The 26,711-nt window shown below is 41.1% G+C and carries 19 protein-coding genes; 10 read left to right on the plus strand and 9 right to left on the minus strand.

Annotated features, from left to right (window positions below; all coding sequences use genetic code 11):
- Nucleotides 1-201 precede the first annotated feature (201 nt).
- The 4 genes from metA (at nucleotide 202) to IEW82_RS18690 (ending at nucleotide 5,152) form a co-directional block, all read left to right on the plus strand.
- Nucleotides 202-1,110: a homoserine O-acetyltransferase MetA gene (gene metA / locus IEW82_RS18675; protein ID WP_188698626.1), complete on the plus strand. Its 909-nt coding sequence runs from the start codon at nucleotides 202-204 to the stop codon at nucleotides 1,108-1,110.
- A 42-nt stretch (nucleotides 1,111-1,152) separates the two neighbouring features.
- Nucleotides 1,153-1,926, plus strand: a complete 774-nt coding sequence (locus IEW82_RS18680) for an ABC transporter ATP-binding protein (protein ID WP_188698627.1) — start codon at nucleotides 1,153-1,155, stop codon at nucleotides 1,924-1,926.
- A gap of 886 nt (nucleotides 1,927-2,812) precedes the next feature.
- Nucleotides 2,813-3,637 carry a glycoside hydrolase domain-containing protein gene (locus tag IEW82_RS18685; RefSeq protein ID WP_188698630.1) on the plus strand — a complete coding sequence of 275 codons (825 nt, stop codon included), beginning with the start codon at nucleotides 2,813-2,815 and terminating at the stop codon, nucleotides 3,635-3,637.
- A gap of 624 nt (nucleotides 3,638-4,261) precedes the next feature.
- Nucleotides 4,262-5,152: a TIGR01777 family oxidoreductase gene (locus tag IEW82_RS18690; protein ID WP_229672802.1), complete on the plus strand. Its 891-nt coding sequence runs from the start codon at nucleotides 4,262-4,264 to the stop codon at nucleotides 5,150-5,152.
- A gap of 85 nt (nucleotides 5,153-5,237) precedes the next feature.
- On the opposite strand, the gene IEW82_RS18695 is transcribed toward IEW82_RS18690, so the two are convergent.
- The 7 genes from IEW82_RS18695 to hmpA form a co-directional block, all read right to left on the minus strand.
- Nucleotides 5,238-5,696 carry a staygreen family protein gene (locus IEW82_RS18695; RefSeq protein ID WP_188698633.1) on the minus strand — a complete coding sequence of 153 codons (459 nt, stop codon included), beginning with the start codon at nucleotides 5,694-5,696 and terminating at the stop codon, nucleotides 5,238-5,240.
- Nucleotides 5,697-6,439: 743 nt separating this feature from the next.
- Complete coding sequence (locus IEW82_RS18700) at nucleotides 6,440-7,183, minus strand: MBL fold metallo-hydrolase (RefSeq protein WP_188698636.1); 744 nt, start codon at nucleotides 7,181-7,183, stop codon at nucleotides 6,440-6,442.
- Nucleotides 7,184-7,366: 183 nt separating this feature from the next.
- Nucleotides 7,367-7,516, minus strand: coding sequence for an FbpB family small basic protein (locus tag IEW82_RS18705; protein ID WP_229672799.1), 150 nt, complete (start codon nucleotides 7,514-7,516; stop codon nucleotides 7,367-7,369).
- Nucleotides 7,517-7,963: 447 nt separating this feature from the next.
- Nucleotides 7,964-9,841 carry a molecular chaperone HtpG gene (htpG, locus tag IEW82_RS18710; RefSeq protein ID WP_188698643.1) on the minus strand — a complete coding sequence of 626 codons (1,878 nt, stop codon included), beginning with the start codon at nucleotides 9,839-9,841 and terminating at the stop codon, nucleotides 7,964-7,966.
- A gap of 316 nt (nucleotides 9,842-10,157) precedes the next feature.
- Entirely contained in the window at nucleotides 10,158-10,934 is a 777-nt protein-coding gene (locus tag IEW82_RS18715) for a class I SAM-dependent methyltransferase (RefSeq protein WP_188698646.1), read from the minus strand.
- 28 nt (nucleotides 10,935-10,962) lie between these two features.
- Nucleotides 10,963-11,916 carry a DMT family transporter gene (locus IEW82_RS18720; protein WP_188698650.1) on the minus strand — a complete coding sequence of 318 codons (954 nt, stop codon included), beginning with the start codon at nucleotides 11,914-11,916 and terminating at the stop codon, nucleotides 10,963-10,965.
- A 283-nt stretch (nucleotides 11,917-12,199) separates the two neighbouring features.
- Nucleotides 12,200-13,420 (minus strand): NO-inducible flavohemoprotein, encoded by a 1,221-nt coding sequence (gene hmpA / locus IEW82_RS18725; protein ID WP_188698653.1) that lies wholly within the window; start codon nucleotides 13,418-13,420, stop codon nucleotides 12,200-12,202.
- Between the two features lie 377 nt (nucleotides 13,421-13,797).
- Between hmpA and IEW82_RS18730 the strand changes: the two genes are divergently transcribed.
- The 6 genes from IEW82_RS18730 (at nucleotide 13,798) to IEW82_RS18755 (ending at nucleotide 24,146) form a co-directional block, all read left to right on the plus strand.
- Complete coding sequence (locus IEW82_RS18730; protein ID WP_188698656.1) at nucleotides 13,798-14,880, plus strand: Gfo/Idh/MocA family protein; 1,083 nt, start codon at nucleotides 13,798-13,800, stop codon at nucleotides 14,878-14,880.
- Between the two features lie 647 nt (nucleotides 14,881-15,527).
- Nucleotides 15,528-16,040 carry a GNAT family N-acetyltransferase gene (locus tag IEW82_RS18735; protein WP_229672800.1) on the plus strand — a complete coding sequence of 171 codons (513 nt, stop codon included), beginning with the start codon at nucleotides 15,528-15,530 and terminating at the stop codon, nucleotides 16,038-16,040.
- An 85-nt stretch (nucleotides 16,041-16,125) separates the two neighbouring features.
- Complete coding sequence (gene def, locus IEW82_RS18740) at nucleotides 16,126-16,701, plus strand: peptide deformylase (protein ID WP_188698697.1); 576 nt, start codon at nucleotides 16,126-16,128, stop codon at nucleotides 16,699-16,701.
- Between the two features lie 328 nt (nucleotides 16,702-17,029).
- Nucleotides 17,030-18,754 carry a ubiquinone-dependent pyruvate dehydrogenase gene (gene poxB / locus IEW82_RS18745; RefSeq protein ID WP_188698659.1) on the plus strand — a complete coding sequence of 575 codons (1,725 nt, stop codon included), beginning with the start codon at nucleotides 17,030-17,032 and terminating at the stop codon, nucleotides 18,752-18,754.
- A 107-nt stretch (nucleotides 18,755-18,861) separates the two neighbouring features.
- Nucleotides 18,862-19,875: a DUF3231 family protein gene (locus IEW82_RS18750; RefSeq protein WP_308422175.1), complete on the plus strand. Its 1,014-nt coding sequence runs from the start codon at nucleotides 18,862-18,864 to the stop codon at nucleotides 19,873-19,875.
- Between the two features lie 473 nt (nucleotides 19,876-20,348).
- Nucleotides 20,349-24,146: a DUF2252 family protein gene (locus IEW82_RS18755; protein ID WP_188698664.1), complete on the plus strand. Its 3,798-nt coding sequence runs from the start codon at nucleotides 20,349-20,351 to the stop codon at nucleotides 24,144-24,146.
- 169 nt (nucleotides 24,147-24,315) lie between these two features.
- Here IEW82_RS18755 and guaC read toward each other — a convergent pair whose 3' ends face one another.
- A complete protein-coding gene (guaC, locus tag IEW82_RS18760; protein ID WP_188698667.1) occupies nucleotides 24,316-25,299 on the minus strand; it encodes a GMP reductase in 984 nt (327 codons plus the stop codon).
- Between the two features lie 495 nt (nucleotides 25,300-25,794).
- Entirely contained in the window at nucleotides 25,795-26,502 is a 708-nt protein-coding gene (locus IEW82_RS18765) for a GntR family transcriptional regulator (RefSeq protein WP_188698670.1), read from the minus strand.
- Between the last annotated feature and the right edge of the window lie 209 nt (nucleotides 26,503-26,711).

Here is a 26,711-nt window from a genome sequence, read left to right on the forward strand (position 1 = left end):
GAACCAAGCGAAGACATTCGCGCGGTAGCTGGAAAAGCGTACAAATTTAGAGTGCCAGAAATACTGGGATGAATAGGGTACCGAGAAAAGTTTGACACAAACGAAATAAATCATCTGATTGACTTACGTATCCGTCTTGGCTATGATAAACATTATAATACTCTGAATTGAAAAAGTAGTTTAAAAAGGGGAGAAGGAACGTTGCCAATAAAAATCCCTAAATTATTACCAGCACGCGATATTCTGGAAAAGGAAAATATTTTTCTCATGGATGATGAACGGGCGATAACACAAGATATCCGCCCGTTAAATATCGTTATCCTCAATTTGATGCCGTTAAAGGAAAAAACAGAAACACAATTATTAAGGCTCTTGGGGAATACGCCTTTACAGGTGAACGTCACATTGCTATATACCTCAAGCTATGAAGCAAAGCACGTGAGTCAGTATCATTTGGAGCAATTTTATTCAACCTTTGATCACATCAAAGAGCGTCGTTTTGACGGTATGATTATCACAGGGGCTCCAATCGAACATATCCCATATGAAAAGGTACATTATTGGCCGGAATTAACGGAAATCATGGAATGGTCTAAAACCCATGTCACATCGGTTTTTAATATCTGCTGGGGAGCACAAGCGGCTCTTTATTATCACTTTGGTATTGATAAAAAGCCACTAAAGGAAAAGCTTTCAGGGGTTTATACGCATACGCTGACTGATCCAACAGTTAAATTGGTGCAAGGCTTCGATGAGGAATTTGTTGCTCCGCATTCGCGCCACACCACGATTCTTGAAAGTGATATTCTAGCAAACTCTGAATTGCAGCTCTTGTCCTCATCAGATGAGGCCGGGGTGTTTATTGTTATGTCAAAGGATCAAAAGCAAATCATGGTGACAGGTCACTTAGAGTATGATGCCTTTACTTTGCAGGATGAATATCTGCGGGATCAGGCTGGAGGGTTCAATCCGAAGCTACCCCAGCACTATTATCCCAATGATGATCCAGAGAAGAAACCTGTTCACCGCTGGCGTTCACATGCGCATCTCATCTTTTCTAATTGGTTGAATTATTATGTTTATCAGCAGACGCCTTACGAATGGGAATAGGATACTGAACACAACAGAAATAGAACAAGGGAGGAAAGGGATGTGGTTGTCGATATCAACTCTATTTCTTGGAAACGTGGGGAGGATTGGATATTAAGAGACGTCTCATGGCATATTCGTCGAGGAGAGCATTGGAGTCTTGTTGGCCTTAATGGCTCGGGCAAGACGACTTTATTAAATATGATCTGCGGCTATTTATGGCCGACAAGTGGCAGTGTATCTGTTTTAGGAGAGACATTTGGGCGGTGTGATCTCAGAGAATTGCGCAAGCGCATTGGTTGGGTCAGCAATTCACTTCAGGAAAAGCTGCATCAGGAGAATACGGCCAAAGAAATTGTCTTGAGCGGACGATTTGCTTCAATCGGACTTTATGATCACATTACTCCAGAGGACGAAGCACGTGCAGAGGGGTTCCTTCGGCTCATGCGGTGCGAAGCTTTGATGGATAGGGCGTATCAAACGTTTTCTCAAGGAGAACGCCAACGGATTCTCATAGCGAGAGCCCTCATGGCTTCTCCAGAGCTTCTTATTTTAGACGAGCCGTGTACAGGACTTGATCTGCTTGCGCGTGAACAGCTTTTGGAAATGATTGATAAGATTGCTCAAGATCCTCATGGACCGACCTTGATCTATGTGACACATCATGTTGAGGAAATTTTACCTTGTTTCACACATACATTGATGCTCAAAAAGGGTGAAGTATTTCATTCAGGACCTACACCATCTGCCTTAACCACTGAACAACTCACTGACTTTTTTGAAACACCCATTGCCCTTAAGCAGCAAGATGAGAGGGTCTGGCTCAGCTTAGTGTAAATGATCACATCTCGACTCGTATCCATTTTGCGAGTCGCTTTTTTAAAGATCAGAAAGTATAAAATTTCTAGTCATGAGGTTGGTGCGCAATGACGCTTCAGGTAACTCGCTTTCCGCGGGGGAGTGGTAAGCTTCCTCGCGCTGCTAAGGTCTTACCGATCCCCCACTTCCTGCAGGAGTCTCGTATCCGTATCATGAGTCAGAGGCGCTCGAGGAACATATGATTTTAGAGTGTTCCGAATCTCGCGCCTTGCGCTCCATTCCACTTGACCAGGCAACGAAGCCTCTTTCATATTGGATGATGCTCTATACTTAAGGACAAGGACCGGGCATGCTTTTCGCCCGGTTTTTCTTATACTATCGGAATGTATAACTTCGCTGCCGCTCATAAAGGAAGAGAGCATAAGGCGGGCTTTGACTTTCGCCACCTGAGCTTGGCGACACGACACCCTTAGTGTGTGAGTGTGAAGGCGTGAGCATCAGGCTACAACAAACGAAGGGTGAAAGCTTCCACATCAGGAGTGAGCGTAATAAATGGTGTGGTCAAGAGAACAAAAGCTTTGGACAACACAACAAAAGGAGGTTCCATTTTAACAAAAACCAGTTATAAGGTAACAAATAAAACTCGAGGTTTACGAAAAGAGAACGAATCCGAGGTTTAAGCTTCCGAATTCAGGTGTGAACGTGATAAAAGTCTCTCAAAAAGAAAAGATCATTTTAATAAAAAGCCTCCTCAAAGGGCAAATAGGAGTAAGTAAAAATAGATAAAAAGTCAAGCCTCTTTTTTAATGGTGCTTTCCTTTATTCTTAGCACTTGATTAATTTATGCGAACCTTCCTTTCTTCAATCCATACACTGTAGTGATGATATTGAAGGAGGAGATCGCTTGACACCACGTTTTAAAAAAATATGGATAAGCGTTCTATCGGTGGTCATCCCTTTGCTTATTATCGGCGCGGCTAGCCTAGCGGTGGTTTTATATAGCGATGATGATCACCAGCACAGCGATAAATCATCGCAGCATCATGAGTCGCACGAAAAGAAAGAGCATAAGCAGGAAAAAGCGAGTAAGCTATGGGGGATTGACACAGTAAATGAAGTGACACAGCCCTTCCTAAAATGTGTCAATGACCATTTTGGAAAACCGGACGTTGTTGCCCGCTATTTAACAGGAAAAAAAGGGGCATATAAGGGTCTGACAAGTCAAGAAATCAAGCTTCTTCACAAAAACAAGCTGTCAGTCTTACCTATATATAATCAATTTACCAATGCAACAGGAAAAGATAATGGCGCTAAGGAAGCCAAACGGGCCATTCAAGCAGCCAAAAATTTAAAGGTTCCGAAAGAGACATTGATCATTGCTGATATCGAGCCAAAATATCCAGTGGATAAGCAGTTTATCATTGCGTGGACGAAAACCATTGTTGATGCTCATTATAAACCAGGGATATATGGCAACTTTGGACATGATAATTTGAAAGGTGTTTATAAGCAAGCCCAGAAATCTGATAAACAAGTGAAAAAGCAGCTTGTGCTATGGACTAACACACCGAGTAAAGGAACATCTACCAAGAAAAAGGCACCCAAATCTTTTGAAGGGGCGAGTCCGAATAGCGCTCAAACCATTGGATGGCAATACGGGATTGAAGCGAAGCATTGTAATATAGATACGAATATTTTTAAAGGCCAAATCCAATCGGATTTATGGTAAAACGAATGTTCACCTCCAAATGAAGGATCTGGAGGTGATTTTTTAAAAGATCAGAAAGTATAAAATTTCTTGTCATGAGGCCGTTGCGCGATGCCGCTACAGGTTACTCGCTTTCCGCGGGAGAGTGGTAAGCCTCCTCGTGTTGAGCGCTGCGGGTCTTACCGATCTCCCACTTTTCGCAGGACTCTAGTATTATCCACATCATGAGTCGGCGGCGCCCTAGGAATACACGATCTTAGAGTGTTCTGAATCTCTCACACCCTCCGCTCCCATCCACTTGATCAGGCAATGAATCCTCTTCCATAATAAGGATACTCTTATAGCTAGACAAGGATCGCGCACGCTTTTCGCCCAGTTTTTCTTATAACGTCACTTTATAATTTTGCAGAAGGCCTTAAGTTTGGGCTTCGATATTTGCCACCAAAGCTTACAGGTCATGTTGATAGATATTTTTTAATCAGTGCAGCAGAAAAAGCTGAATCCTTTTTAGGATTATTGTAAAAGTGGAAAGTAAGGGGGAGGGGGGAAGCGTCTTAAAGGTTTCACTGCTTACAATGTGTTATTCTGAGATCAGGTATAGGGTAGAAAAAGGAGGGGGCAAACATTACGCCAGGTAAAATTGTTATTGCTGGGGGTTCGGGGTATTTAGGACAGCATTTTGCTCAATTTTTAGTTAAAAAGGGATATGATGTATGGATTTTGACGAGAGGTGTTACACGTGAGGAAAACCATTTACATTATGTTCATTGGGATGCGAAAGAACGGGGGGACTGGTGGCAGGCGATCGAAGGCTGTGAGATCTTACTTAATTTGACGGGGAAGAGCATTCATTGTGTGTACAATGAGACAAACAGAGAAGTCTTACTTCGTTCAAGGATTGATGCAGTTAAGGCATTGCAAGAGTACGTGTTGACAACGACACATCCACCACGACTCTTTATCCAGGCTAGTGCAGTTGGTCGATATGGTAATACATATGAGCCTTGCACGGAAGGGGCACCAGTAGGCAAAGGCTTCTTAGCTGAATTATGTAAGCGGTGGGAGGAGACCTTTTTTCATCACGATTTACCCGCCACACGTCAGGTGGTGTTGCGGATTGGGCTGGTTCTGGGGAAATCTGGAGGCGCCTTGGAACCGTTAAAAAAACTGACAAAGTACCACCTTGGGGGTACAGTTGGTTCGGGAAAACAGGTGATGAGCTGGATACATAGTGATGATTTGCAGCAAATTCTTCTTTACGTGATTGAGAACGATCAGTGTACGGGGGCTTATAATGCGTGTGCTCCCATGCCTGTCACCAATAAAGTGTTTATGAAACGATTACGGACAGTTATGCATAAAACTTTCGCATTACCGGCACCTGCATTTCTCGTGAAAATCGGGGCTCCGCTCGTGCTTCGAACCGACTCAAGTATTGCTTTAGAGGGAACGTATAGCCTCCCTACGCGTTTATTAAAAAGTGGTTTCGCGTTTACCTATAAGGAGCTTAAGACAGCGTTAGAGGATTTAGTGTAAAGATACTCAGGTTAAAGAATTCCGTTATAAAAAGCCGAGGATGGTCATGTTGGCACATCTTCGGCTTTTATTTATATTAAAGAGGTTATTCTATAAAAAATCTTGGTATTCCATAGTAGACAAAGTGCTGAAATTCCGGATAGGTAGATTGATATGAAATGTAGATGGGACAGTCGAGTAGATAGGGATGGTTGACAAAAAATGAATGATCTCCATTAACGATGCCTTTAAGAGCTTGCGACATTGCTTTATGAAAAATATAAAGCCTAACCTTTGCTTCTTGTCTATCAAACTCTCCCCCACTTACAAAAACTTTTCCGTGAAGGAAAAAATGCCCTTGAGGGCTCTGTTTCCAATCAGCAACAACTTCATCACGTACTTGCAGGTTGATAGCTGAATAATCATAGATGTAACCAATGCTTAAGAAGAGTTCAGCAGATGTTGCTGAATGTGTTAAGGTATATTTTCTTCCTTCAATTGGTCGAACTGTTGAAGCTGGGGGAATAAATTTAATGTGAAGCTGATTTGGGTTAAATGCTGACAAGAACAACCACTTCCCATTACAGTGTTCTTTAATACTATATGTTAGCATGTAAGATTCGGTAAGGGTGAATATACAGACATGAGGTTCTAAAAGTTTTTGGATGTTTTTGTTAATAGGAGAAAGGAGGATTTATGAGGTGAGAGGCTTGAAGTCTAAAAAAAGAAAAGAAGCTTCAGTGTGACAATAATAGAAATATTGAGCAGCATCCGTTTGCAGGTTAAAAAGAAGAAAAAAGATTGGGAGCAAGCGGATCAACGCTTAAAGGTGGGGATAGACAGAAGCTTTTGCGACATGCTGGTCAGCTCCCTTAGTAAAAGATCCAACTTGATCAGATGCCTATTAGAAAATTTGGCTTGCACCGCTTCGTTGGTACTCCTGATGTGATTTTTACAAATCACACACTTCGGTTGCACCCTATGGGTACTCCTGATGTGATTTTTACAAATCACACACTTAGGTTGTCGCAAGCCTCTGGTAGCAAAAGTCAAAGCCCGACCTTATACGATTTTTCCTTTATGAGTGTAAGAGAAGTTATACATTCTGATTGTATTAAGAAAAACCGGGCGAAAAGCATGCCCGGTCCGTGTCCTTAGTATAGAGCATCATCCGATATGAACTAGGCTTCATTGCCTGGTCAAGTGGATGGGAACGCAAGGCGCGAGATTCGGAACACTCTAAAGCGGAAACGTGCACCAAAAAACGCATAAGAGCAAGCTCTTATGCGCCTTACATCCATACACTGATTAAAAGGATTTATTCGCAAGTTCTTTTAACTGTTCGTTGGCATTATCATTACAAAGACCGCCGTGATAGCAGATGATATTTTCAACATCAAAGTTCACAAATTTCTTTAAAGATTGAGTAGCTGCGGCCATATCTGGTGTGACTTGTACGTTAGGTCCAACCACTTTGCCATTTTCAGAAACAAAAGCATCCCCTGTAACTAATGTTTTACTCTCATTAAGGTATAAACTGATATGTCCAGGTGTATGACCCGGGGTGAAGATAACAGTGATTCCACCGCAGAAGGGGAGAACGTCGTCATCTTTTAATACTGTATCCACATGGGCTTGGGGTGCTTTAGCAAAAAGGGCACGTGCTTGGTTGCGCTGTTCCTCTGGAAGGGAGTCGAAGCGTTTGGCCATTTGCTCTGGATCAAATTTAATCAGCGGTTTTTCACCTTGAATATAAGGCACGTCCTTTTCATGGGCATAGACTTCAATATTTTGTGATGATTGATCTAATAGAGCGGGAAGGCTACCAATATGGTCAATATCTTGATGGGTCAGAATGATTTTATTTAGCTTTTCAAAGGGAATGCCCGCTTGATTCATTGCTTCACGAATCGCTTCCACTTGGCCAGGCATTCCAGTGTCAATAAGAATAACATTGTCATCATCCCAGATGACGGTTGGGTGAATGGCCATGGCGTGACCACCCATATTCATCGACAACTCTAACATTTCAACACCTTTTGCTAATTTCATAACAATAACCTCCTCGAGTGTTTGTACTCATGGGTTTTTACATACCATGTTTTTTAATAAATACTTTATGTATCGTGTTATATTCTACGATGAACACTTATCTATGACAAGAAAATAGCATTTATTCATTTTTTCTCAAGTTTTTGGAGATCTTGTAAAGTGTGGCATACAAGTACAAGCACCTTAGGAGGAGGTGCCTGATATATATTTGGTCATCTTTTTATGATGTCTATTATCAATTTTTTCTTCAATTTTTTGAAGAAGCTTTTGATCATTAATGATCTCGCCTTTATTTTTATTGACAAGCTCTTTAAATGATAGCTGTTTTTTCATCGCATTCACCTCGCTTATAATTATTGTAGCTTGCTAGAGTAGCTGGATAGGGAATGTGTGAAAATTTATATTATTAGAGGCCTTATCTTGTTAAAACAACAGTTAAAAGAGCTAACCCTAATCGCATAGACGCCCGAGCTATTCCGAGGAAGCTTATCTAGTAGAGGTAGTAGGGATAGGGGATTTTTGGTCAGAAAATCCTTAAAAAGCTTCGGCAAAATCATCACAGCCATGTGACAATGCCGAAAAATAGCACATCACTGCCATCCCAAAAAGTAAAGCGCACTTTTTGGGGCCGCGGTGGTGCGTCGGGGGCTATGCCCGTGGAAAACGAAGTGTTGTGATGGAACGCTTCATGAGTCATTCAAAAAGACGAACGCCTTGACAATAAATGAAGGCGTTCGTCTTCTCTATGAGTTGAATATTCCTGTCCCAGACCCAAAACTATTAGATCATCACTTTACAAATATCATTGGTAAATTCAACAGGGTCGTTGATGGGCAAGCCTTCGATTAGCAGGGCTTGGTTATACAAGAGGCTCGTGTACAAATCAAGTTTCTCTTTATCCTCTGCAAAGGCGGTTTTCAGCGACTGAAACACTTCGTGATGGGGGTTGATTTCCAGAATCTTATTCGCTTTAATATTTTGATTATCCGGCATCGCATTAAGGATTTTTTCCATTTCGATGGAGACATCACCTTCTGTTGACAAGCAAACAGGATGTGTTTTTAGACGCTTGGATACCTTAACATCTGTGACTTTACCAGCTAATTTATTCTTCATGTACTCAAAGAGCGCTTTGTTGTCTTCTTGCTCCGAGTTAGAAGTCTCTTTGTCGTCTTCTTCGATGCCAAGATCACCGCTTGAAACCGACTTAAACTCCTTGTCCTTGTATTTCGTGAGCATTTTGATGGCAAATTCATCAACTTCATCGATGAAATAGAGGATTTCATAGCCCTTTTCAGCTACGCCTTCGGTTTGTGGCAGTTTTTCAATCCGTTCATAGCTATCGCCTGTCGCATAGTAAATGTATTTTTGTTCTTCGGGCATTCTTGAGACATATTCATCAAGAGTGACCAATTTTTTCTCTTTTGACGAGTAGAACATTAAGAGATCTTGTAAGTCGTCTTTATTTGCTCCAAAATCATTATAGACACCAAATTTAAGCTGTCTACCAAAGGCATTATAGAAGGTCTCGTATTTGTCACGGTCATCCTTCAACAGGCTCTGTAATTCTTTTTTAATTTTACTTTTTATATTTTTGGCAATGAGCTTGAGCTGCCGGTCTTGTTGCAGGATTTCACGGGAGATGTTCAGTGAGAGATCCTCAGAATCAACAATGCCTTTAACAAAGCTAAAATAGTCAGGAAGCAGGTCTGCGCATTTTTCCATGATCAAGACACCATTTGAATAAAGCTCTAATCCCTTGGCAAAGTCCTTAGAGTAGTAGTCAAAGGGGACTTGCTCAGGGATATAGAGAATGGACTGATAGCGAACCGCGCCATCAACACTGATATGGATATGCTTGAGCGGTTTGTCAAAGCCAAAATGCTTGTCGTTGTAAAAGCTGGCATAGTCCTCATCTGTGAGTTCTGATTTATTTTTGCGCCAAATCGGCACCATACTATTGATGGTTTGCACTTCTTTAACTTCTTCTAATTCCTGATCATCATCGGCCTTTGGCTTATGTTCTGTAACTTCCATTTTAATAGGATAACGAATAAAATCAGAGTATTTTTTAATGATGGCTTTAAGGCGATACTCCTCTAAGTATTCATCATAAGAGTCGTCTTCAGTGTTTTCCTTGATTTTTAATAGGATTTCTGTCCCGACCTCATCCTTTTCACATGGCTCAATAGTATAGCCATCGGCACCTTGAGATTCCCATTTGTACGCTTCATTACTATCCAAAGCTTTCGTTATAACGGTCACACGATCAGCAACCATAAAGGAAGAATAAAAGCCAACACCAAATTGCCCGATGATTTCTTGACCGTCCTTCATTTCATTTTCTTTCTTGAAGGCTAAAGAACCGCTTTTTGCAATGACCCCAAGATTGCTTTCAAGCTCATCCTTGGTCATGCCAATGCCGGTATCTGTCACTTTTAAGAAGCGATTCTCTTTGTCTGCTTCAATCTTTATGTAATAGTTCTCTTGATTAAACGTTAAGGAATCATCAGTTAAAGCTCTGTAATAAATCTTATCAATGGCATCGCTTGCATTTGATATTAACTCGCGTAAAAAAATCTCCTTCTGCGAATAAATGGAGTGGATCATCATTTCTAGCAAGCGCTTGGATTCTGCTTGGAATTCTTTTTTCACCACAATTATCGCTCCTCTCGAAAGTATATAAACCGCTTATCTTCATAACAATTTTAGCACTCTGAGCAGTGGAGTGCTAACATCTATTTTTAATAACATAAATAGAGTGTTGTGTCAATATTTGAGCGCGTGTAGAATCAGGAAAATGAAGGGGGGAATCATTGGAATTGGAGGAGGGTGAGACACAACTAAAAGAGATCCTCTAATACTGAACGATAATTTTAAAAGAGCGGATTGGTTTTTGGTAAAATACAGGGGTTGAAGTGGCGGTAAGGATGATAGAGCTGAGGAATGGTCCTCAGCTCATCCGCTACTAAAGCTATTCCTTTAGACCGATAACCTGTAATCTTTTATAATCGGCGACCCAAGTGCCATCGATCAACATGTTGCTTTTTAAAGCGGCCTCAGTGTTATGAAAGACCATGATTTTTTCTTCTTCCGGTATCTCTGGAAATAGTCCGGTGCAGAACATATTGAGCCATTCTACTAAACCGTGCTCGCCGCTTAGTGGCGTTGGCCGATCAAAATGCCTTGCAAAAGTGACTCGAAAGCCTGCAGACTCCATTAAAGATGCATAGTTACCAATACTAGGAAAATACCACGGGAGGTCTTCAAACGTGTATGTATGTCCCGTCTTTTGCAATTCATGTAAAAGTGTTTGGATAATCGTTTGGACGTTGCCATCTCCTCCTAATTCGGCAATAAAGCGTCCACCGGGCTTGAGGCTTTGGTAGATCCCTAAGAGTGCTTTTTTTGCCTCCTTTATCCAATGTAAGGTGGCGTTAGAGAAGACCGCATCAAAAGCGTCCACATAAGCAAGCTGTGTCACATCCATTAATTCAAAGGGAATATCAGGGTATTTATGCTTTGCCTGGTCAATCATGTTGCTTGAGCTATCTATTCCCTTGACCTTAGCTCCAGATTGTTGTATTTCCGAAGCTAAATCCCCTGTCCCACAGCCAATATCGAGAATGGCCTCCCCTGGCTTGGGATCAAGTAACGCTAATAGCGGGCTACCCAACCTCGAAACAAAAGCATGGCTCGTATCGTATAGAGTGGCATTCCAATGATCAGGCGCGTTGTGAGAAGATGTCATCTTTTTTCCTCCTTTAATAACAGGATAATCAGTAATGAGATTGAGATGAGTGTTTAGCCGGTTTGACCTGAGTTCGTGTACTGCTGCTATGCACAACCATGCCAATAATGACCAAGGCCATACCAATAAAAGAAAGCAGTTTTGGAAGAGGGGCATGCAATAAGAGTAATTCCCCGAGTAATGCAAACACCACCTCACCAGATTGGGTGGCTTCGACCGCTGCTAATTTATGATTGTCATGTTTGACCTGTTCTGTAGCGTAAAAAAAGAGAACGGTGGCAATGATTCCTGATGATAAGGCAACAATGAAAGTCTGTCCTAACTGCTGTGTACTTGGCATGCCATCCTTTAGAGCACCATAAATAGATAAGACTACCCAGAACGGGAGGCTAGCAATGGTCATCCCTAGCATTCTCTGAAAAGTATTTAAATCACCATTCACGAGCTGAATCATTTTGCGATTGCCTAAGGGATAAGCAAAGGCTGAGAGAACAAGTGGCAACACGCAGAGCACCACATCGGTCACCGGCACTGAGAAGGCATGCTCCAGCTGCATGCAGAAAATACCAATTAATATAATACTAGAGATACCGATGCTACTTAACGGAATCGTGGGATTGTCACCTGCTTTTGCGTTGATGAACGGGACCAATAATGAACCGGCAATAATCGTGAGCTGAAAGGTTGCAGCTACTAACCAGCCTGGTCCGTAGCTGCTGGCAAAGGTAAGCGGAGCATAAAAGAGCCCGAAACCAACAGTACTCCAGACACACCATGCGACTGGCTGTTTTTTGATATGAATGAAAACGGGACCGATCCTTTTTTGACAGCCAACGATTATGAATAAAATGGGCAGCATAAAAAAGAAGCGAAGGGAAGCACTCCAAATCCAGCTACCGCCATCTAACCCCATCGAACGATTTAAAATAAAAGTTACTGAGAAAAAAAGGGCTGAGGATAGCCCAATTAAGATCTCCTTCATAACAGCACTTCCTTGTCTTTGGCAGCTACGACCTTATGATGTTCTATATCCATATTCGCGTTCTATGTCCATTAATCCTTTAAAACGATAAAAAAACCAAGCCTCATCCCAACGTGGCAACGCGGCTTAGTTTTTTATACTTACATGTGTTACGGTTAAAAGGGATTAACATATCGGTAGCTTCGGCTATCGCTACTCTTATTTTGCGATACTTAGAATCATATTTGGAGTACTTAGCGTTAGCGAATGAGCATAGAATCAAGTCCTCAAAGGGCAAAACGCATTAAAGCTCTTCAAGAATACTGAGTGGGTTGAACACCTCATAATGGCTTCGTGTATTGGGAACCCCCCATTGCTTAAGCGCACTGTTTATCATTTTCATAAAGGGAACAGGGCCGCAAAAATAAAAGTGGGCCTGATTATTTGGCAGAATCGTTTTTAGCCAATCCAAATCGATATGTCCTTCTTTATCGAAGGCTTGCTTTTCCCGATCCTCATCTGTTGGCTTTTCATAACATACAAAGGTTTTAATCCGTTCATTTTTCAAAGCAATCTGACCAATAGCATGTCGAAAGGTATGGGTTGTGCTATCTCGCGTCGCATGAATATACGTCATCACTCGATCAGGATGCCGCTCAGCAACCGTTTTGAACATGCTGAAAACAGGAGTAAGACCAATGCCACCGCTTATTAAAACAATTGGCAAATCATCGTCCTCTAATGTGAAATCACCGGCAGGAGCAGCAACTTTTAGGATATCACCAGCTTTGACGTGTTGATGTAAATAGTTGGAGACGATACCTTCAGGAGCTTTGTTAAAAGCGGGCTCACGTTTTACACTTATTCTGTAAACCTTCTGGTGAGGCGCATCCGATAAACTGTAATGGCGAACATGCTTATAGTGTTCTCCTGAAATCATTAGTTGAAGGGTTAAATACTGACCGGGTTTATAGTCAGGAATCGGTTGACCATCAGCAGGTGTGAGGTAAAAGGACGCCACATCATGGGACTCTGGAACAATTTTATCTACACGAAAGTCTCGAAAGCCCAGCCAACCCCCAGGTTGCTTTTCAGTTTGCTCATATAATTCCTGTTCAATGCCGATAAAAGCATCAGCGATGGTTTGATAAGCGGCTGTCCATGCATCAAGAATATCGGCCGTTGCTGCTTGGCCAAGCACCTCTTTAACCGCTTGAATCAGGGTTTCTCCAACAATAGGATATTGCTCGGGTTGAACGCCGAGTGCTCGATGTTTTTCGGTAATCCGTCTGACAAGAGGTTTAATGGCGTCAAGATTATCGATATGTTCACCAGCAGCATATACTGAATAGGCAAGGGCTTCCTGCTGTATTCCCCGCTTTTGATTGGTCTGATTGAAGATATTGTATAATTCGGGTGCTTTAGTAAAGAGAAGCTTATAAAACTGCTTTCCAATGGCCTCACTATGTTTCTTAAGTAAAGGAGCCGTGGACTTCACAAGAGTTAATGTATTTTGATCAAGCATGAAATCACCTTCTTCGTCATGTTGTAAAGCATTAGCTTGCAGCTACAGTCAACGTGAAATGGGGACGCTCCACTCGAGTTTATTTATGTCCTGATTTGCTGATTTTTACTAAGAAATTCTTTAAGCTGGGAATACACCACATCTTCAAGGCAGAAGATCAACCATTGTTTTAGAAGATAGCACGGAGTAATCCTCTTTAAATTAAGTGCTGTAAAGCTTTGTTGTTGCTTTTTGCTCCGCCCCAAATTTTATTTTTTTTTGAGAACATCACTTCATTACACTGAAAAAAGATGAGGTTGTCAGTAGCTTTATACAGAATTTAAAGCGCTGTCATGATACAATGGTAAATAAAACTGTGGACAAGGGGATGGAGAGAAATGGGGACAAGCATACGCTTTAGTATCCTAGGCGGGAATAGTTATCGCGCTCAATATTATTTCCGAATTGCCAAGGCGCTCCCACAACTATTTCAAGTGAGTGGGGCTGTCGTCCGTGATGAAAAACAGGGGAGGCGAATAGAACGCGAATGGCAAGTGGCTACCTACCGCAATCTGGATACACTTTTGGAGAAGGAGACACCGGATTTTGTCGTTATATCTGTTCGAGCTGGAGCGAGCATGGATTATTTACTGCAATTGGCCGAGCAGGGGATAGCAGTGCTTTTAGAAACCCCACCGGCTGCTGATTTGGAAGGATTAAAGGCGCTTCATGAAAGACTGTCCTTACGCCATGCCCGGATACAGGTTGCTGAACAATATCATCTTCACCCAATTCAGCAAGCGAGACTATCCATCATTCAGTCAGGGCGTTTGGGGGAAATAACGGAGACAACGGTGTCAATTTCTCATTTTTATCATGCGGTCAGTTTGATTCGAAAAATGCTCGGGATTCATTTTGAAGAGGTAATCATTCAGGGGAAAAGCTTTCAAACGACATTGGTGGCTGGTCCTAATCGGGCCGGCTATCCAACAGAAGAAAGGCTTGTGACTGTTCCGCGTGACCTGGTTTGGCTGGATTTTGGGAATAAGCTTGGTATCTATGATTTTACACAGGATCAGCATCGCTCATGGATACGCTCGAATCATCTATCCGTTAGAGGGCAGCGTGGAGAACTTTTTGATGACCGTCTCACTTACCTTGCAGATTACCAGACGCCGATACATATGGACTTGAAACGTGTAAATAAAGGGGAGAAAGAAAATCAAGAAGGCTATTTTCTTTATGGGATTATAGCTGGCGAGCATTGGTTGTATCGCAATCCATTTGCCCCCGTTCGCCTATATGATGATGAACTAGCGATTGCAGAATGCCTTAAACGCATGTTTGATTATATACAAGGTGGCCCAAGCTTTTACAGCTTGGAAGAGGCCTCTCAGGATCATTATCTTGGCTTGCTTATGGAGAAAGCATTGAAGTCAGGAGAAACCATCCGCTCGACCCAACAGCCCTGGGTCATATAGAGAAAGGCTATTAAATTTTAGCTACGACACTCTAAACAACTGTTAATGCATGCAGGCTGGTTTGGGCACACTGTTCATCATGCGGTTTCACCTTTAGCACATGCAGATTACATTTCATTAGTCTTACTTATCAATACGGGTCGCTTTTGTCTATTGTGCTTACTGGGATTTTTATACTGTTGTTCGTTCGAATGGTGAGAATGGTCAGGTACAGATACATTTGGCCCCTGCTCGTTCTTGGGAGTGGCATTATTTGCTGGGCAATTTATTTATAACATTAGTATGATGATCGGGCTTTTACCAATCATGAGCATTTTACTCCCGTTTATTATCTATGGCTGATGCCAATTGTTTTTAATGCCGTTATCACAGGTCCTATCCTTAGCGTTTATCGAAGAAAGGATCTCATTCTTACTGCTAAAGCATCCTGTGGCATTTCATAAAAATATTTTGTAAACAAGACACTTTCCTTTTATTTGGATAAGTGTCTTTTATATACTGTAAAGAGAGAATTTTAAATAGGGGATGAAAGCGCTGAGCGATAAGCCTTTGTAGAAAGCAGGAAATAATGGCTGGTTTATCTAAGTGTTAATGGTGTAGAATTGTATTGAACACTAGAAAATAGACGGATTATTGGGGAGAGCGCGATGGTACAGGTCAAAAAAATAAAAGTGAATGAAGCAATGTTTGACAGATGTGCAAGCCTTTATTACAAGGTATGGCAAATGGATCTTCGCGCGTTTAAAGAGCGGATGATGAAGCATGCCACTTATGAAGGCTTTCGTGGATTTTATGTGACCAACTCCACTCGGCATTTAGTGGGGTTTGCCTATGGGTATACGTCATTATCAGGACAATATTATCGGAAATTACTTGAAAGCGCACTCACTGAACAAGACATTCAGCAATGGCTTGAGGATTGTTTTGAAGTTGCCGAACTTGCTGTCCATCCCATGTATCGGAGGAAAGGAATCGGCAGGGCACTGCTTGAACAGCTTTTGGACGGCTTAGGTCATAAAACAGCGATATTAACCACCCAACTTAATAATATCCCCGCGCGCACCTTATATGAATTGAACAGCTGGGTGATCGTGAAAGAACCTTTTTACCCTATCGACATCAAGGATCCTTTTGTGATTATGGGAAAGCTGTTAAAATGAGAGGGCGGATTTTGTAAGTCACTGATGGGAGTGAAAGAAATAAAATGATAGAAATAAATAGGAATAATAAAGGCAGATGGCGATGATGAGTAAATTTAATTCTAATTATATCATTACAATGAAAGATATCCTTAGAGAAGGTCAGCCCATTTTACATCAGGAAACTCAAGAGGTGAGTATTCCACCGAAGAAAGAGGATCAGGACACTCTGAGGTGTATGTTGCAGTTTCTAAAGAACAGTCAGGATCCTAAGCTTGCCCAAAAATATCACTTGCGTGCAGGAGTAGGGCTATCGGCGAATCAAATCGGCTTAAATAAACGCATGTTTGCCGCTTATTTAACTGATGAGAAAGGGAATCTCCATGAATATATGCTCATCAATCCTAAGCTCATCAGCCATTCTGTGGCCATGATTTATTTGCCAGAAAGCGAAGGGTGTTTATCCGTCGACCGGCCAATTGCTGGTTATGTGCATCGCTACGAACGCATTAAAGTTAAAGGCTTTGATATTAATGGTGATGAAATAGAATTAAAGCTAAGAGGATTTCCTGCCATTGTTGTCCAGCATGAAATGGATCATTTAAACGGCATCATGTTTTATGATCGCATAAATAAAGACGATCCTTTTTTTGTCCCAGAACATGCAAGAAGCTTATATTAGAGCAGATGTTTAGCCTTAGCGCTAATGCATCGGCTCTTTTTTTAGCCATTATGGAACTGGAAAGAGACTATGATTTAGGTAGGGTTAGGCTTCCTCCTGAAGTTTGTATGAGAAGGCTTTACGGAGTGAGGCCTTTGAGTTTTTTATCGACAGTTTGTCCTGTTTTGTGCCTCTGGATGTTTGAAGGAGCACAATAACAGGGTAATCTTCAAGTGGATATTTTGCTAAAGACAGGGAACTCTATTCAACAATAGATTTCTTGGGATCAATGTAAAACAAAGCCGATCGGTTTATGAACAAAATTTCAAGCGGATAGCAGGAGGTCGACATGGGACAAAGCATTGCAGATTTACTTATTGATTCGTTGCTTCAAGCAGGCGTGAAGCGTATTTATGGCATTGTTGGTGATTCATTAAATGCTGTTTTAGATTCGATTCGTCGTTCAGGAAAAATCGAGTGGATAGGGGTGCGGCATGAAGAAGTGGCTGCATTTGCTGCCGGTTCGGATTCCCTATTGAGTGATAGTATTGCTGTCTGTGCAGGAAGTAGTGGGCCTGGAAACCTGCATCTGATCAATGGATTGTACGACTGTCACCGCAGTCGTATTCCTGTTCTGGCCATTGCTGCACATATTCCAAGTAATGAAATTGGTGGTGAATATTTTCAACAAACGCGACCTGATGAATTGTTTAGAGAGTGCAGTCATTTTAGTGAAGTGGTAACAAGACCAGAACAAATGCCGCGGATGGTGACCATTGCCATGCAACATGCGGTATCAAAAAAAGGTGTGGCTGTGCTTGTCCTCCCTGGGGATGTTGCAGCACTTCCGGATGATGAGACAGTTCCAAAACATGTCGCACATGTCACTCAGCCAGTTGTCCGTCCATCGGAGGAGGAGCTTAAAAAACTGGCGAACTATTTAAATCATGGGAAAAAAGTGACACTATTATGTGGGGCTGGGTGTGCCGGTGCCCATGAGCAACTCATGAAGCTGTGCGATCAGCTTAAATCTCCCATGGTTATTGCTTTAAGAGGAAAGGAACACTTAGAATACGACAACCCTTATTCTGTTGGATTAACAGGGCTCATTGGCTATTCTTCAGGGTATCATGCCATGATGGACTGTGATGTCTTACTCATGCTTGGCACTGATTTTCCTTACCGACAGTTCTTTCCGAAGAAGGCTGATATTCTTCAGATTGACATTAGACCTGAGCATCTGGGAAGACGTGCACCCCTATCTCTAGGCCTTTGTGGTGACATAAAGGATACCATTGAGGCGCTCTTACCTCATCTGACAAAAACGCATGATGAGAGCCACCTGAACAAATACGTGAGACATTATCAGCGTGTTCGCAAGAGTCTTGATGAAATGGCAATAGGAAAGCCGGGGCGTAAGCCGATTCATCCGCAATATCTTACAAAGCTGGTGAGTGATTTAGCTGATGAAGATACTATTTTCACTTGTGATGTTGGCACACCGACGCTTTGGGCTGCACGGTATTTGGAGATGAACGGGAAGCGAAAACTGTTAGGATCGTTTAACCATGGAACGATGGCTAATGCAATGCCACAAGCTATTGGCGCTCAATGCGCGATGCCCGATAGACAAGTGATTGCCTTATCTGGGGATGGTGGTCTCGCCATGTTAATGGGCGATTTATTGACCATTCGTCAGCATCAGCTGCCGATAAAAATGGTTGTGTATAATAATAGCGCCTTAAGCTTCGTTGAGCTTGAGATGAAGGCGGCAGGCTATTTGGAGACAGGAACGGGCTTAAAGAATCCCAACTTAGCAGCAGTGGCAGAATCCATGGGAATAAGGGGAATGCGTGTTGAAGATCCTGGTGATCTAAAATCCTCTATAAAGACGGCTTTAAAGGATGATGGTCCAGTTTTATTGGACGTGGTCGTCAATCGTCAGGAGCTTTCATTACCTCCAAAGATCAATTTTGAACAGGCCCATGGATTTACCCTCTGGATGGTAAAAGCTGTGCTTAATGGTGATGGCAGTAAATTGGTCGAACTGGCAAAAACAAATCTTTTACGCTAATCATAAGGTGGCTTATAGCGAGCCACCTTTTTAACCTATGGTGATGCTTGGTGATACATAGCGTCAAAGGTAATTTATCTAAGGAAAATGTTTTAGAAGGGATGGGAATGATGGAGGGTAAACCAGTGAGGTTGACCGCCACAGAGGTTGCTCAAATTTGGGCACAATATATGAATGACAGTGCAAGTGTTTGTGTCCTTAGTTATTTTCTTGAAAAAGCTGAAGACATGGACATCAAGCCAGTGATTGAATTGGCCTTGCATTTATCACAAGAACATCTAAGGCTATTAAGTGATATTTTTGGAAAGGAAGGCTTTGCGTTGCCCTATGGGTTTAAGCCTGAGGAAGACGTAGAATTCACAGCGCCCAAACTGTATTCCGATGCCTTTGTTTTGCATTTCATCCATCAAATGGCTAAGATCGGACTCACTTCGTATTCTGAAAGTGTTTCCTCAGCAGTACGAGCAGATATAACGGATTATTATTCAACATGCTTAGATGAGACGATGAAGCTCTTTCAAATATCTAAGGATGTATTATTATCTAAGGGGCTATTCGTAAGATCACCTTACATTCCTCACACTGAACAAATTGAAATGGTAAAAAAACAAGGCTTTATGTGGGATATTCTTGGAGAAAAACGCCCGCTGGCTGCTTTAGAGATAGCCAATCTCTATGCGAATATTCAACGCAATGCAATAGGGGCAGCAACACTGACAGGCTTTAGTCAGGTAGCTCAATCCAAAGAGGTGAAGCATTTTTTCATTCGTGGTATAGAGATCGCTAAAAAGCATATCAAGCTATTCGCTGGTAAGTTGGAGGAAAGCGATCTTGCTGCTCCAATGACATGGCAAGCAGAAATTACGAGCAGTACGACAGCCACTTTTTCTGACAAGATCATGATGTATTTTACTTCTATGCTAATTTCCTTGAGCATTGGTTATTATGGAATTGGTCTCGCTCAAAGCCCACGGATTGATATTGGTGCGCTATATAATCGATTATCTGGAGAAATCCAGTTGTATTCCGAAGATGGGGCAAACCTTATGATTGCCAATGAATGGTTAGAGCAAGCGCCGTTGGCCGCCGATCGTGATGAGCTTATAAAGAGGAATAAATAGAAGTGATAGGTATCTTTACATGAAAAACGCCCTCATTCTTCTGTTGAAAAACAGACGGGTGGGGTTTTTTAGTAACGTCACTTGGATAATTTTGCGGAAGGCCTTATAAGTTCGGGCAGCGGCTTTCACCACCAGAGGCTTGTGGGTCTCTTAATGTGATTTGAAAAATCACAACAGAAGAGCGCCAAAATAGTGCAACTTTAGTGCTTGAGTGACAAAGCACGAACATCAGGCCGTGCTTAGTGAAGCGGCAAGTATAAGCCAAGGCTTTTAAATAAAAACATGTGTTTTGCAGTTCAACAAAAATTCCAGATGATCTTGTGTGTGGTTTAGGTCCCCTATTTAACCCTATTAAACTTTATTTTTATCCTTCTTATTCAAAATTTTACTTGCTATTTACTCTAAATTAATAGTATTTATGTATTTTTAAATATGGATGGAATTTTTTAAAAGAATGTGAAGGGAGAAATAGGATGGTAAGTAGAGCTAAAAAGATGAGACGTCTTTGGAAAATCGTGTTGTCAGCATCAATTTTGATGACTTCACTAGCTAGTTTGACACAAGTTGTCAATGTGCCTAACGCGAAAGCAGCCAATTCAAGCACAGTTTTAATTGATGAAATCTTTGGGGGAGGGGGGGCAAAAGATGCTGCGCCGTATAATTATGATTTTGTAGAGTTATATAATCCAACTGATTCACCTGTTAAACTAGATGGATGGAGCCTGCAGTATACGAATAAAGATATGAATTACAAATGGAAAAAAACGAATTTAACAGGTAGTATCCCTGCTCATGGCTATTATCTGATTCGAGAACATTCGGATGATCCAACTGTTGGAATGGCAAAGCTGCCTAATCCTGATGCATCTGGAGATATTGATATTGATAATCACTACGGTGAAGCTGTTTTAACAGAGAATCAAACGTTATTACAAGATAACACTGACCCTAATAAAGACCCTAATCATGGGGCTATTGCTGACTTCGTTGGATTTGGCAAAGTTGGAGATATCGCTTATTACAAAGGAAGTGGTCCAGCTCCTGAGGCAACTAAAAAGAAAAGTATTGAAAGAAAGGCGATAAATTCAAGTCATCCCAATGGATTTGGACTTGATCCCAAGCCCGGGGAACCAGGTGAATTTCTCGGTAATGGGTATGATAGTGGGGAAAATAGTCAGGACTTCACAACTGTTGATTCTGGGAGTCAAGCGTTTGCCCAAAATTCAGAAAGTCCTGTTGAGCCACTCATTCAAGGTCTAGCTGATTCAGTAAATAATGATGTAAAGATGGGATCTGACACAGAGGTTTCTTCGAGCGATAATACGTTCAAGATTCATTTGACGAGCGGACAAGTCAAAGATGGTCCAATAAGTACAAATTATTATAGCATTGTTGGCTTACCAAATGGGTTGACTTCTAGTGCTGTTGGGAATACAGAAGATCATTCAATTACGTTTACTATCAAAGGGACTAGTGATCAAGCAGTGACCTCAAACATAGACTTAAAAGTTAGCTTAAAAGCTTCCGCAAGCACCGGGGCATATGGAGACTCTGATGCTTACGGTCAAAGTCCAATTGGTGGCATTACACTTTATCATTTCACAAATAAAGTAACGGCAACCCCTGTAGATGATTCAGCTGAAATGGGGAAAAACCATACGTCTATTTCAGAGAATAATGCTACGTTTTCTTTGAACCTACATGTAGGACAAATAAAAGATGGAGCACTTGATTCAAGTGATTATGCTGTGATCGGTCTTCCTACAGGTTTATCTGTAGCCGCAAAAGGAAATTCAAAGACCAATATAGTAACCTTTACTCTAAGTGGACAAGCCAAACAAGCTGTTGAGGATGATACAGCATTATCAGTTGTATTGAAGGCGTCCGCTGTGACAAGTGGAGCTACGAATGATTCAGACACGATTACCGGAATTATATTAAAACGGTATTCGAAACCAGCCGTCCAAAGTTCAACGCGTACGCAATCGCTGATTGATGAACTTAAAAGTGAGAATGCTTTTGATCATAATATTAATTTTGAGTATGCAAAATTTAATAATATGGCTGACTCACCAGCTGATTTTTTTGAAGGCTCAGCCGGCTTGTTTTATAAAGACATGGGGAGCATCATCGATATACCTGACAGTTGGTTAAACCACCCTGACTGGAAGACGTGGATTGAAGGTGACCTACATTTAACCAATATGGGCTTTATTAGTGATAATAATGGTCAAGGCCTTTTTGCATTAAATGATCCCGATGAAGCTTTTATAGGCCCTTTTTATTACGATTTAATACGGTTTGTGACCAGTCTTTATCTAACACGGGATGGGTCTAATATTTCTAATCTGTCTGATGATGAACTTCAGAAGGTTGCTATGGCGTTTATGGATCAGTATTATCATACATTACAGAGCGATTTCATAGACAGTAAAAATATTGTGACAGATTACACCTCTGAAAATCTAACAGGTTTTGTAAAAGAGGCAATGGATCAAATGGTTGCAACAAATACTCAAAAATCGATGCTTGAAGATTATACTTATATAGATAGTAAGGGAAATCGTAAGTTTGACATTTCCAAAACCAAATTACAACAGGCAACTTTTTCCGATCAAAAAGCTATTCTCGATCACTTTCAGTCCTATCTTGAGAGTATTGATGCTGCTTCATATAAGAAAATAAATCCTAACTATTTTAAAATAAAGGATTTCGCAGAGAGGGTTTTTGTCGGCACAGGGAGTCTTGGAGACAAGCGTTATTGGCTGCTCTTAGAAGGTCAAACAAGCAGTCCAAATGATGATATTATTCTTGATATTAAACAGGAAAAAACATCTGCAGTTCTTAAAAGCTCTGCTGTTAATTCTTCTGATTACCCTGATTATGATTCTAATGATGAGGCGAAACGTGCACTAACTGATTTCCGTACTACAGTACCTGATGCTAGCAAGTTAACAGGTGAATTAAAAAGTGGAAAAGAGTCGTATTTTATTCGTCCACGCTCTCCATATCATGGAGATTATACGGATTCTGCTTTAGGTGATTTTCGAAATAAAGCGGATGTGCTCAACTATGTCACAACAGCCGCAAAAGTTGAAGCAAATGCCCAAGCAGCGGCAAGTAGAACAGGGACAACTAGGTATCCAAATTTTGTAAACTATTTTGTAAAAGCTTTCCCTTCTGAATCTTCATGGGATGATTTTGCTCTTCAGCTTGTTCATCTCTCAGAGGATTACTACTATCAAGTTAACGCAGATTATCAAGCAATTAAATCAGATTTAACAAATGATCATTTGTTAAGCACACCTGAGCAAGGGAAAAAGGCGAACGTGTTAATCAGTGAAATTTATGGAGGTGGGGGATCAGAAGAAGGTGCCCCATATAATCATGATTTTGTTGAGCTATACAACCCAACAGCTTCATCAGTCTCTTTAGATGGATGGAGCATTCAATATACGAATAAAGATTTAAGTGCTTGGGAACAAACACCTCTCTCTGGAACGATCCCAGCCCATGGTTATTATCTAGTGTCTGAACAAAGTGATGATCCTTCCTTAGGGGATAATTTACCGACACCAGACGCTTCAGGTAACATTGATTTAGATAATCATTATGGAGAGGTGGTTCTCCTTAGTAATCAAGTCATGCTCAAACAACAAGATCCCAATCAAGATGCTAATAAAAAAGCTGTTATGGATTTTGTAGGCTATGGGAATCCATCAGATGTTACATATTATGAAGGAAGGGGCCCAGCTCCGGAAGCAACCAAGAAGAAAAGCATTGGGCGAAAAGCTATTAATCCTAAGGATCCAAACGGCCCAGGCTTAGATGCGAAACCAGGACAGTTAGGCGAGCTTCTGGGGAATGGCTATAATAGTAAAAATAACAGTGCAGATTTTACAATTGTGAGTAAGGGTTCGCAAGCAGATCCAAAGAATTCCAGAAGTACAATCGAACCAGTAATTCGTGATGCTACACCCCCTAATGGAAGTGGGACCACAAATAATAATGGGAGCAGTTCAGGTTCAAATGGAACTAACGGAGATAATGGCAGCCATAATGGAACAACGACTAGTTTAAATAATAATCAGTCGGACGGCGCATCGGGAACAAGCTCAACGGTGCCCCATACCCAGCTAGCTAGTAAGCTCCCTAGCACAGCAAGCTATTTCCCTAATATAATTTTTGCAGGCTTACTTCTTGTTGTCGTAGGGAGTATGATCCTGTTTTTTCGATGGAAAAAAAGAATGAACAGAACTAAAGGTTTATAGCATTTAAGGGGCTTCATTCTTTCTGAAGCCCCTTTATCCATACATGATTAAGCTGAAAGGTCTAAAATGAGTAAGCTATTTAAAAGTCGGTGGCGGTATTGCTTTGCTCCTTTACGCCAATATAAAAGGCTCATTGACCTCTTTCAGTGATTTTTAAGTGTATTTATCTTTAATACACTTTATCTCCATTAAAAATAGAATTTTTAACAACGACATAATCGACGTTACGAATAGCCTCTAAAGTTTTCCCACCGGCATATGAGATTGACGATTGCAAGTCCTGCTCCATTTCAGTCAATGTATCTTTTAAGGTGCCTTTGTGCTCGACATACATTTTTTTGCCTTCCACATTTTTCTTTTCACCTTTTTGAAATTCTGAAGCTGAACCAAAATATTCCTTGTACAGCTTGCCATCCTTCTCGATGGTTTGTCCTGGAGATTCTTCATGACCGGCAAAAAGAGAGCCAATCATAACCATGGAAGCACCAAAACGAATGGATTTTGCAATGTCGCCATGGGTACGAATGCCACCATCTGCAATGATGGGCTTGCTAGCAGCTTTGGCACACCAACGTAATGCGGCCAATTGCCAGCCTCCAGTTCCAAAGCCTGTTTTGATTTTGGTAATGCAAACCTTCCCAGGTCCGATCCCAACTTTTGTTGCATCAGCCCCTGCATTCTCTAATTCTCTAACGGCTTCAGGTGTCCCGACATTCCCAGCAATGACAAAGCTATGGGGTAAATGCTTTTTAATATGTTGGATCATGTTAATGACCGCGTTGGAGTGACCGTGAGCAATGTCAATGGTGATATATTCTGGGTTGAGCCCTTCCTTAGCTAATTGTTCAATAAATTCATATTCCTCATTTTTCACCCCAACACTGATAGAAGCGATGAGTCCACGGGACTGCATATCTTTGATAAAAGCTTGACGTTTTTCAGGCTGAAAGCGATGCATGATATAAAAGTAATCGTTTTCTGCTAAGTCAATAGCGATTTTCTCGTCAATAATGGTCTGCATATTCGCAGGAACGACTGGGAGCTTGAAACGCCGGCCACCAAACGCCACAGATGTATCACATTCCGAACGGCTATTTACAACACATTTTGCAGGAATTAATTGAATATCTTCGTAATCAAATACATTTTCCATGATTCACACCTCAAAATACGAATGTTTATTTTTATTTAAAATAAAAATGTTCGTCCTTTTGTAATGTACCTTATTTTTAAGTGACTGTCAAAAATTTTACGTGGAGGGGAATGCTTGCTCTTTATTAGTGTTTTATTTAACTTTACTCAAGAAAGGGCGCAGGATTTCAGGGAGGGGGCAATATTGTCTACTTTACTCTGCTTAGTTTATGGGAAACAGATGAATGTATACGAGCAGCAGAAAAAGAGAATAAAGCACAATAGAATGCGTTTAATCTCTGAAAGAGTGGAGAGAGTGAAAGGCACGTTACAACTTTTAGCAGGCTAAAGTTTTGTCAGTGTTGGGACTAAGGCATGGCTTTATCTAAAAGCTTAAATGACTAACAAGTCTTAATCCTTAATGGCCTAAAGTCTACCTAGAAAGCGGTGCTTGTAGGTCCTACTGCAACCATGTGCAGTTGCAGTAGGATCTAAGAAAAGCTAAATTCCCAAAAAATTAATTTTTATTTGGAAAATCAAAGTGGAGGAGGCTTTTAGCTCCATTTTGTGTCATATGGTGTTCAATCAAGGCGACGGGCTGTTCTTTTTCATCGAATGCAATTCTCCAGAGTAATAGAACAGGAGCCCCCTTGCTAAGCTTTAAACTTGGAAAATCCTTATCCAGTATTTGTGGTTCTAGCATTAGACGCGTTTTAGAAATCATTATACCCGATTGTTCCAAGGCTGGGATGACCAGATCAAATGTCGAGATTTTTTCAATTAATGTCCCATTATCATATTTTGTTGGAATCCAAACTTTTTCATAATCTATGGGTTGCTCTTGTTGATGTGAAACTAATCGTTCCAAGTAAATGGTCTTGTCGGATGACTCAAGCTTTAGCATGTTCCTTACAAAACCATCAGGTTGTACTTCACGAGAGATATGAAAAAGCTTATGCTCAATCAGTGTTTCGTTAAATAAACGATCCTTCAGTACAGAACCAACCAACTGATAATCGTTTTTCCCGACAAACATGCCCAGTCCATGCCTTTTATCAATGAGTCCTTCGTCACATAAATCCTGGACAGCACGGCGCAATGTAATGCGACTGACGCCAAATTGTTTACAGAGTTCCTTTTCGGAGGGAAGTTTATCTGTCCACACATTGTGCAAGATATTGTTCTTAATTTGATTAGCGACTTGTAAATATAGGGGTTGACTCAAATAAAGTCCTCCTTACGTCGAGAATTGTCGATAAATTTAGATAAATTTTCAAAGGATATTTTTCTTCGATAGCGAATAAGATATTGTAGATGTCATAGATGTTATAGACATTATAGATGTATAGTTAAAAATCTTGAAAACTATTATTATACTATCATTTATGATGTTGATTCTCAAGAAAATGGAGGTGTATTTACCTAATTTTACAA

The sequence above is a fragment of the Pullulanibacillus camelliae genome (assembly GCF_014642655.1).
In the GTDB taxonomy this organism is placed as follows: Bacteria; Bacillota; Bacilli; order Bacillales; family Sporolactobacillaceae; genus Pullulanibacillus; species Pullulanibacillus camelliae.

Coding starts and splice junctions, on each gene's coding strand:
- IEW82_RS18700 (WP_188698636.1), bottom strand. CDS start 7,183: ATGAAATTAGCAAAAGGTGTTGAAATGTTAGAGTTGTCGATGAATATG.
- IEW82_RS18705 (WP_229672799.1), bottom strand. CDS start 7,516: ATGAAAAAACAGCTATCATTTAAAGAGCTTGTCAATAAAAATAAAGGC.
- IEW82_RS18715 (WP_188698646.1), bottom strand. CDS start 10,934: ATGACATCTTCTCACAACGCGCCTGATCATTGGAATGCCACTCTATAC.
- IEW82_RS18720 (WP_188698650.1), bottom strand. CDS start 11,916: ATGAAGGAGATCTTAATTGGGCTATCCTCAGCCCTTTTTTTCTCAGTA.
- hmpA (WP_188698653.1), bottom strand. CDS start 13,420: ATGCTTGATCAAAATACATTAACTCTTGTGAAGTCCACGGCTCCTTTA.
- IEW82_RS18730 (WP_188698656.1), top strand. CDS start 13,798: ATGGGGACAAGCATACGCTTTAGTATCCTAGGCGGGAATAGTTATCGC.
- IEW82_RS18735 (WP_229672800.1), top strand. CDS start 15,528: ATGGTACAGGTCAAAAAAATAAAAGTGAATGAAGCAATGTTTGACAGA.
- def (WP_188698697.1), top strand. CDS start 16,126: ATGAGTAAATTTAATTCTAATTATATCATTACAATGAAAGATATCCTT.
- poxB (WP_188698659.1), top strand. CDS start 17,030: ATGGGACAAAGCATTGCAGATTTACTTATTGATTCGTTGCTTCAAGCA.
- IEW82_RS18750 (WP_308422175.1), top strand. CDS start 18,862: ATGATGGAGGGTAAACCAGTGAGGTTGACCGCCACAGAGGTTGCTCAA.
- IEW82_RS18755 (WP_188698664.1), top strand. CDS start 20,349: ATGGTAAGTAGAGCTAAAAAGATGAGACGTCTTTGGAAAATCGTGTTG.
- guaC (WP_188698667.1), bottom strand. CDS start 25,299: ATGGAAAATGTATTTGATTACGAAGATATTCAATTAATTCCTGCAAAA.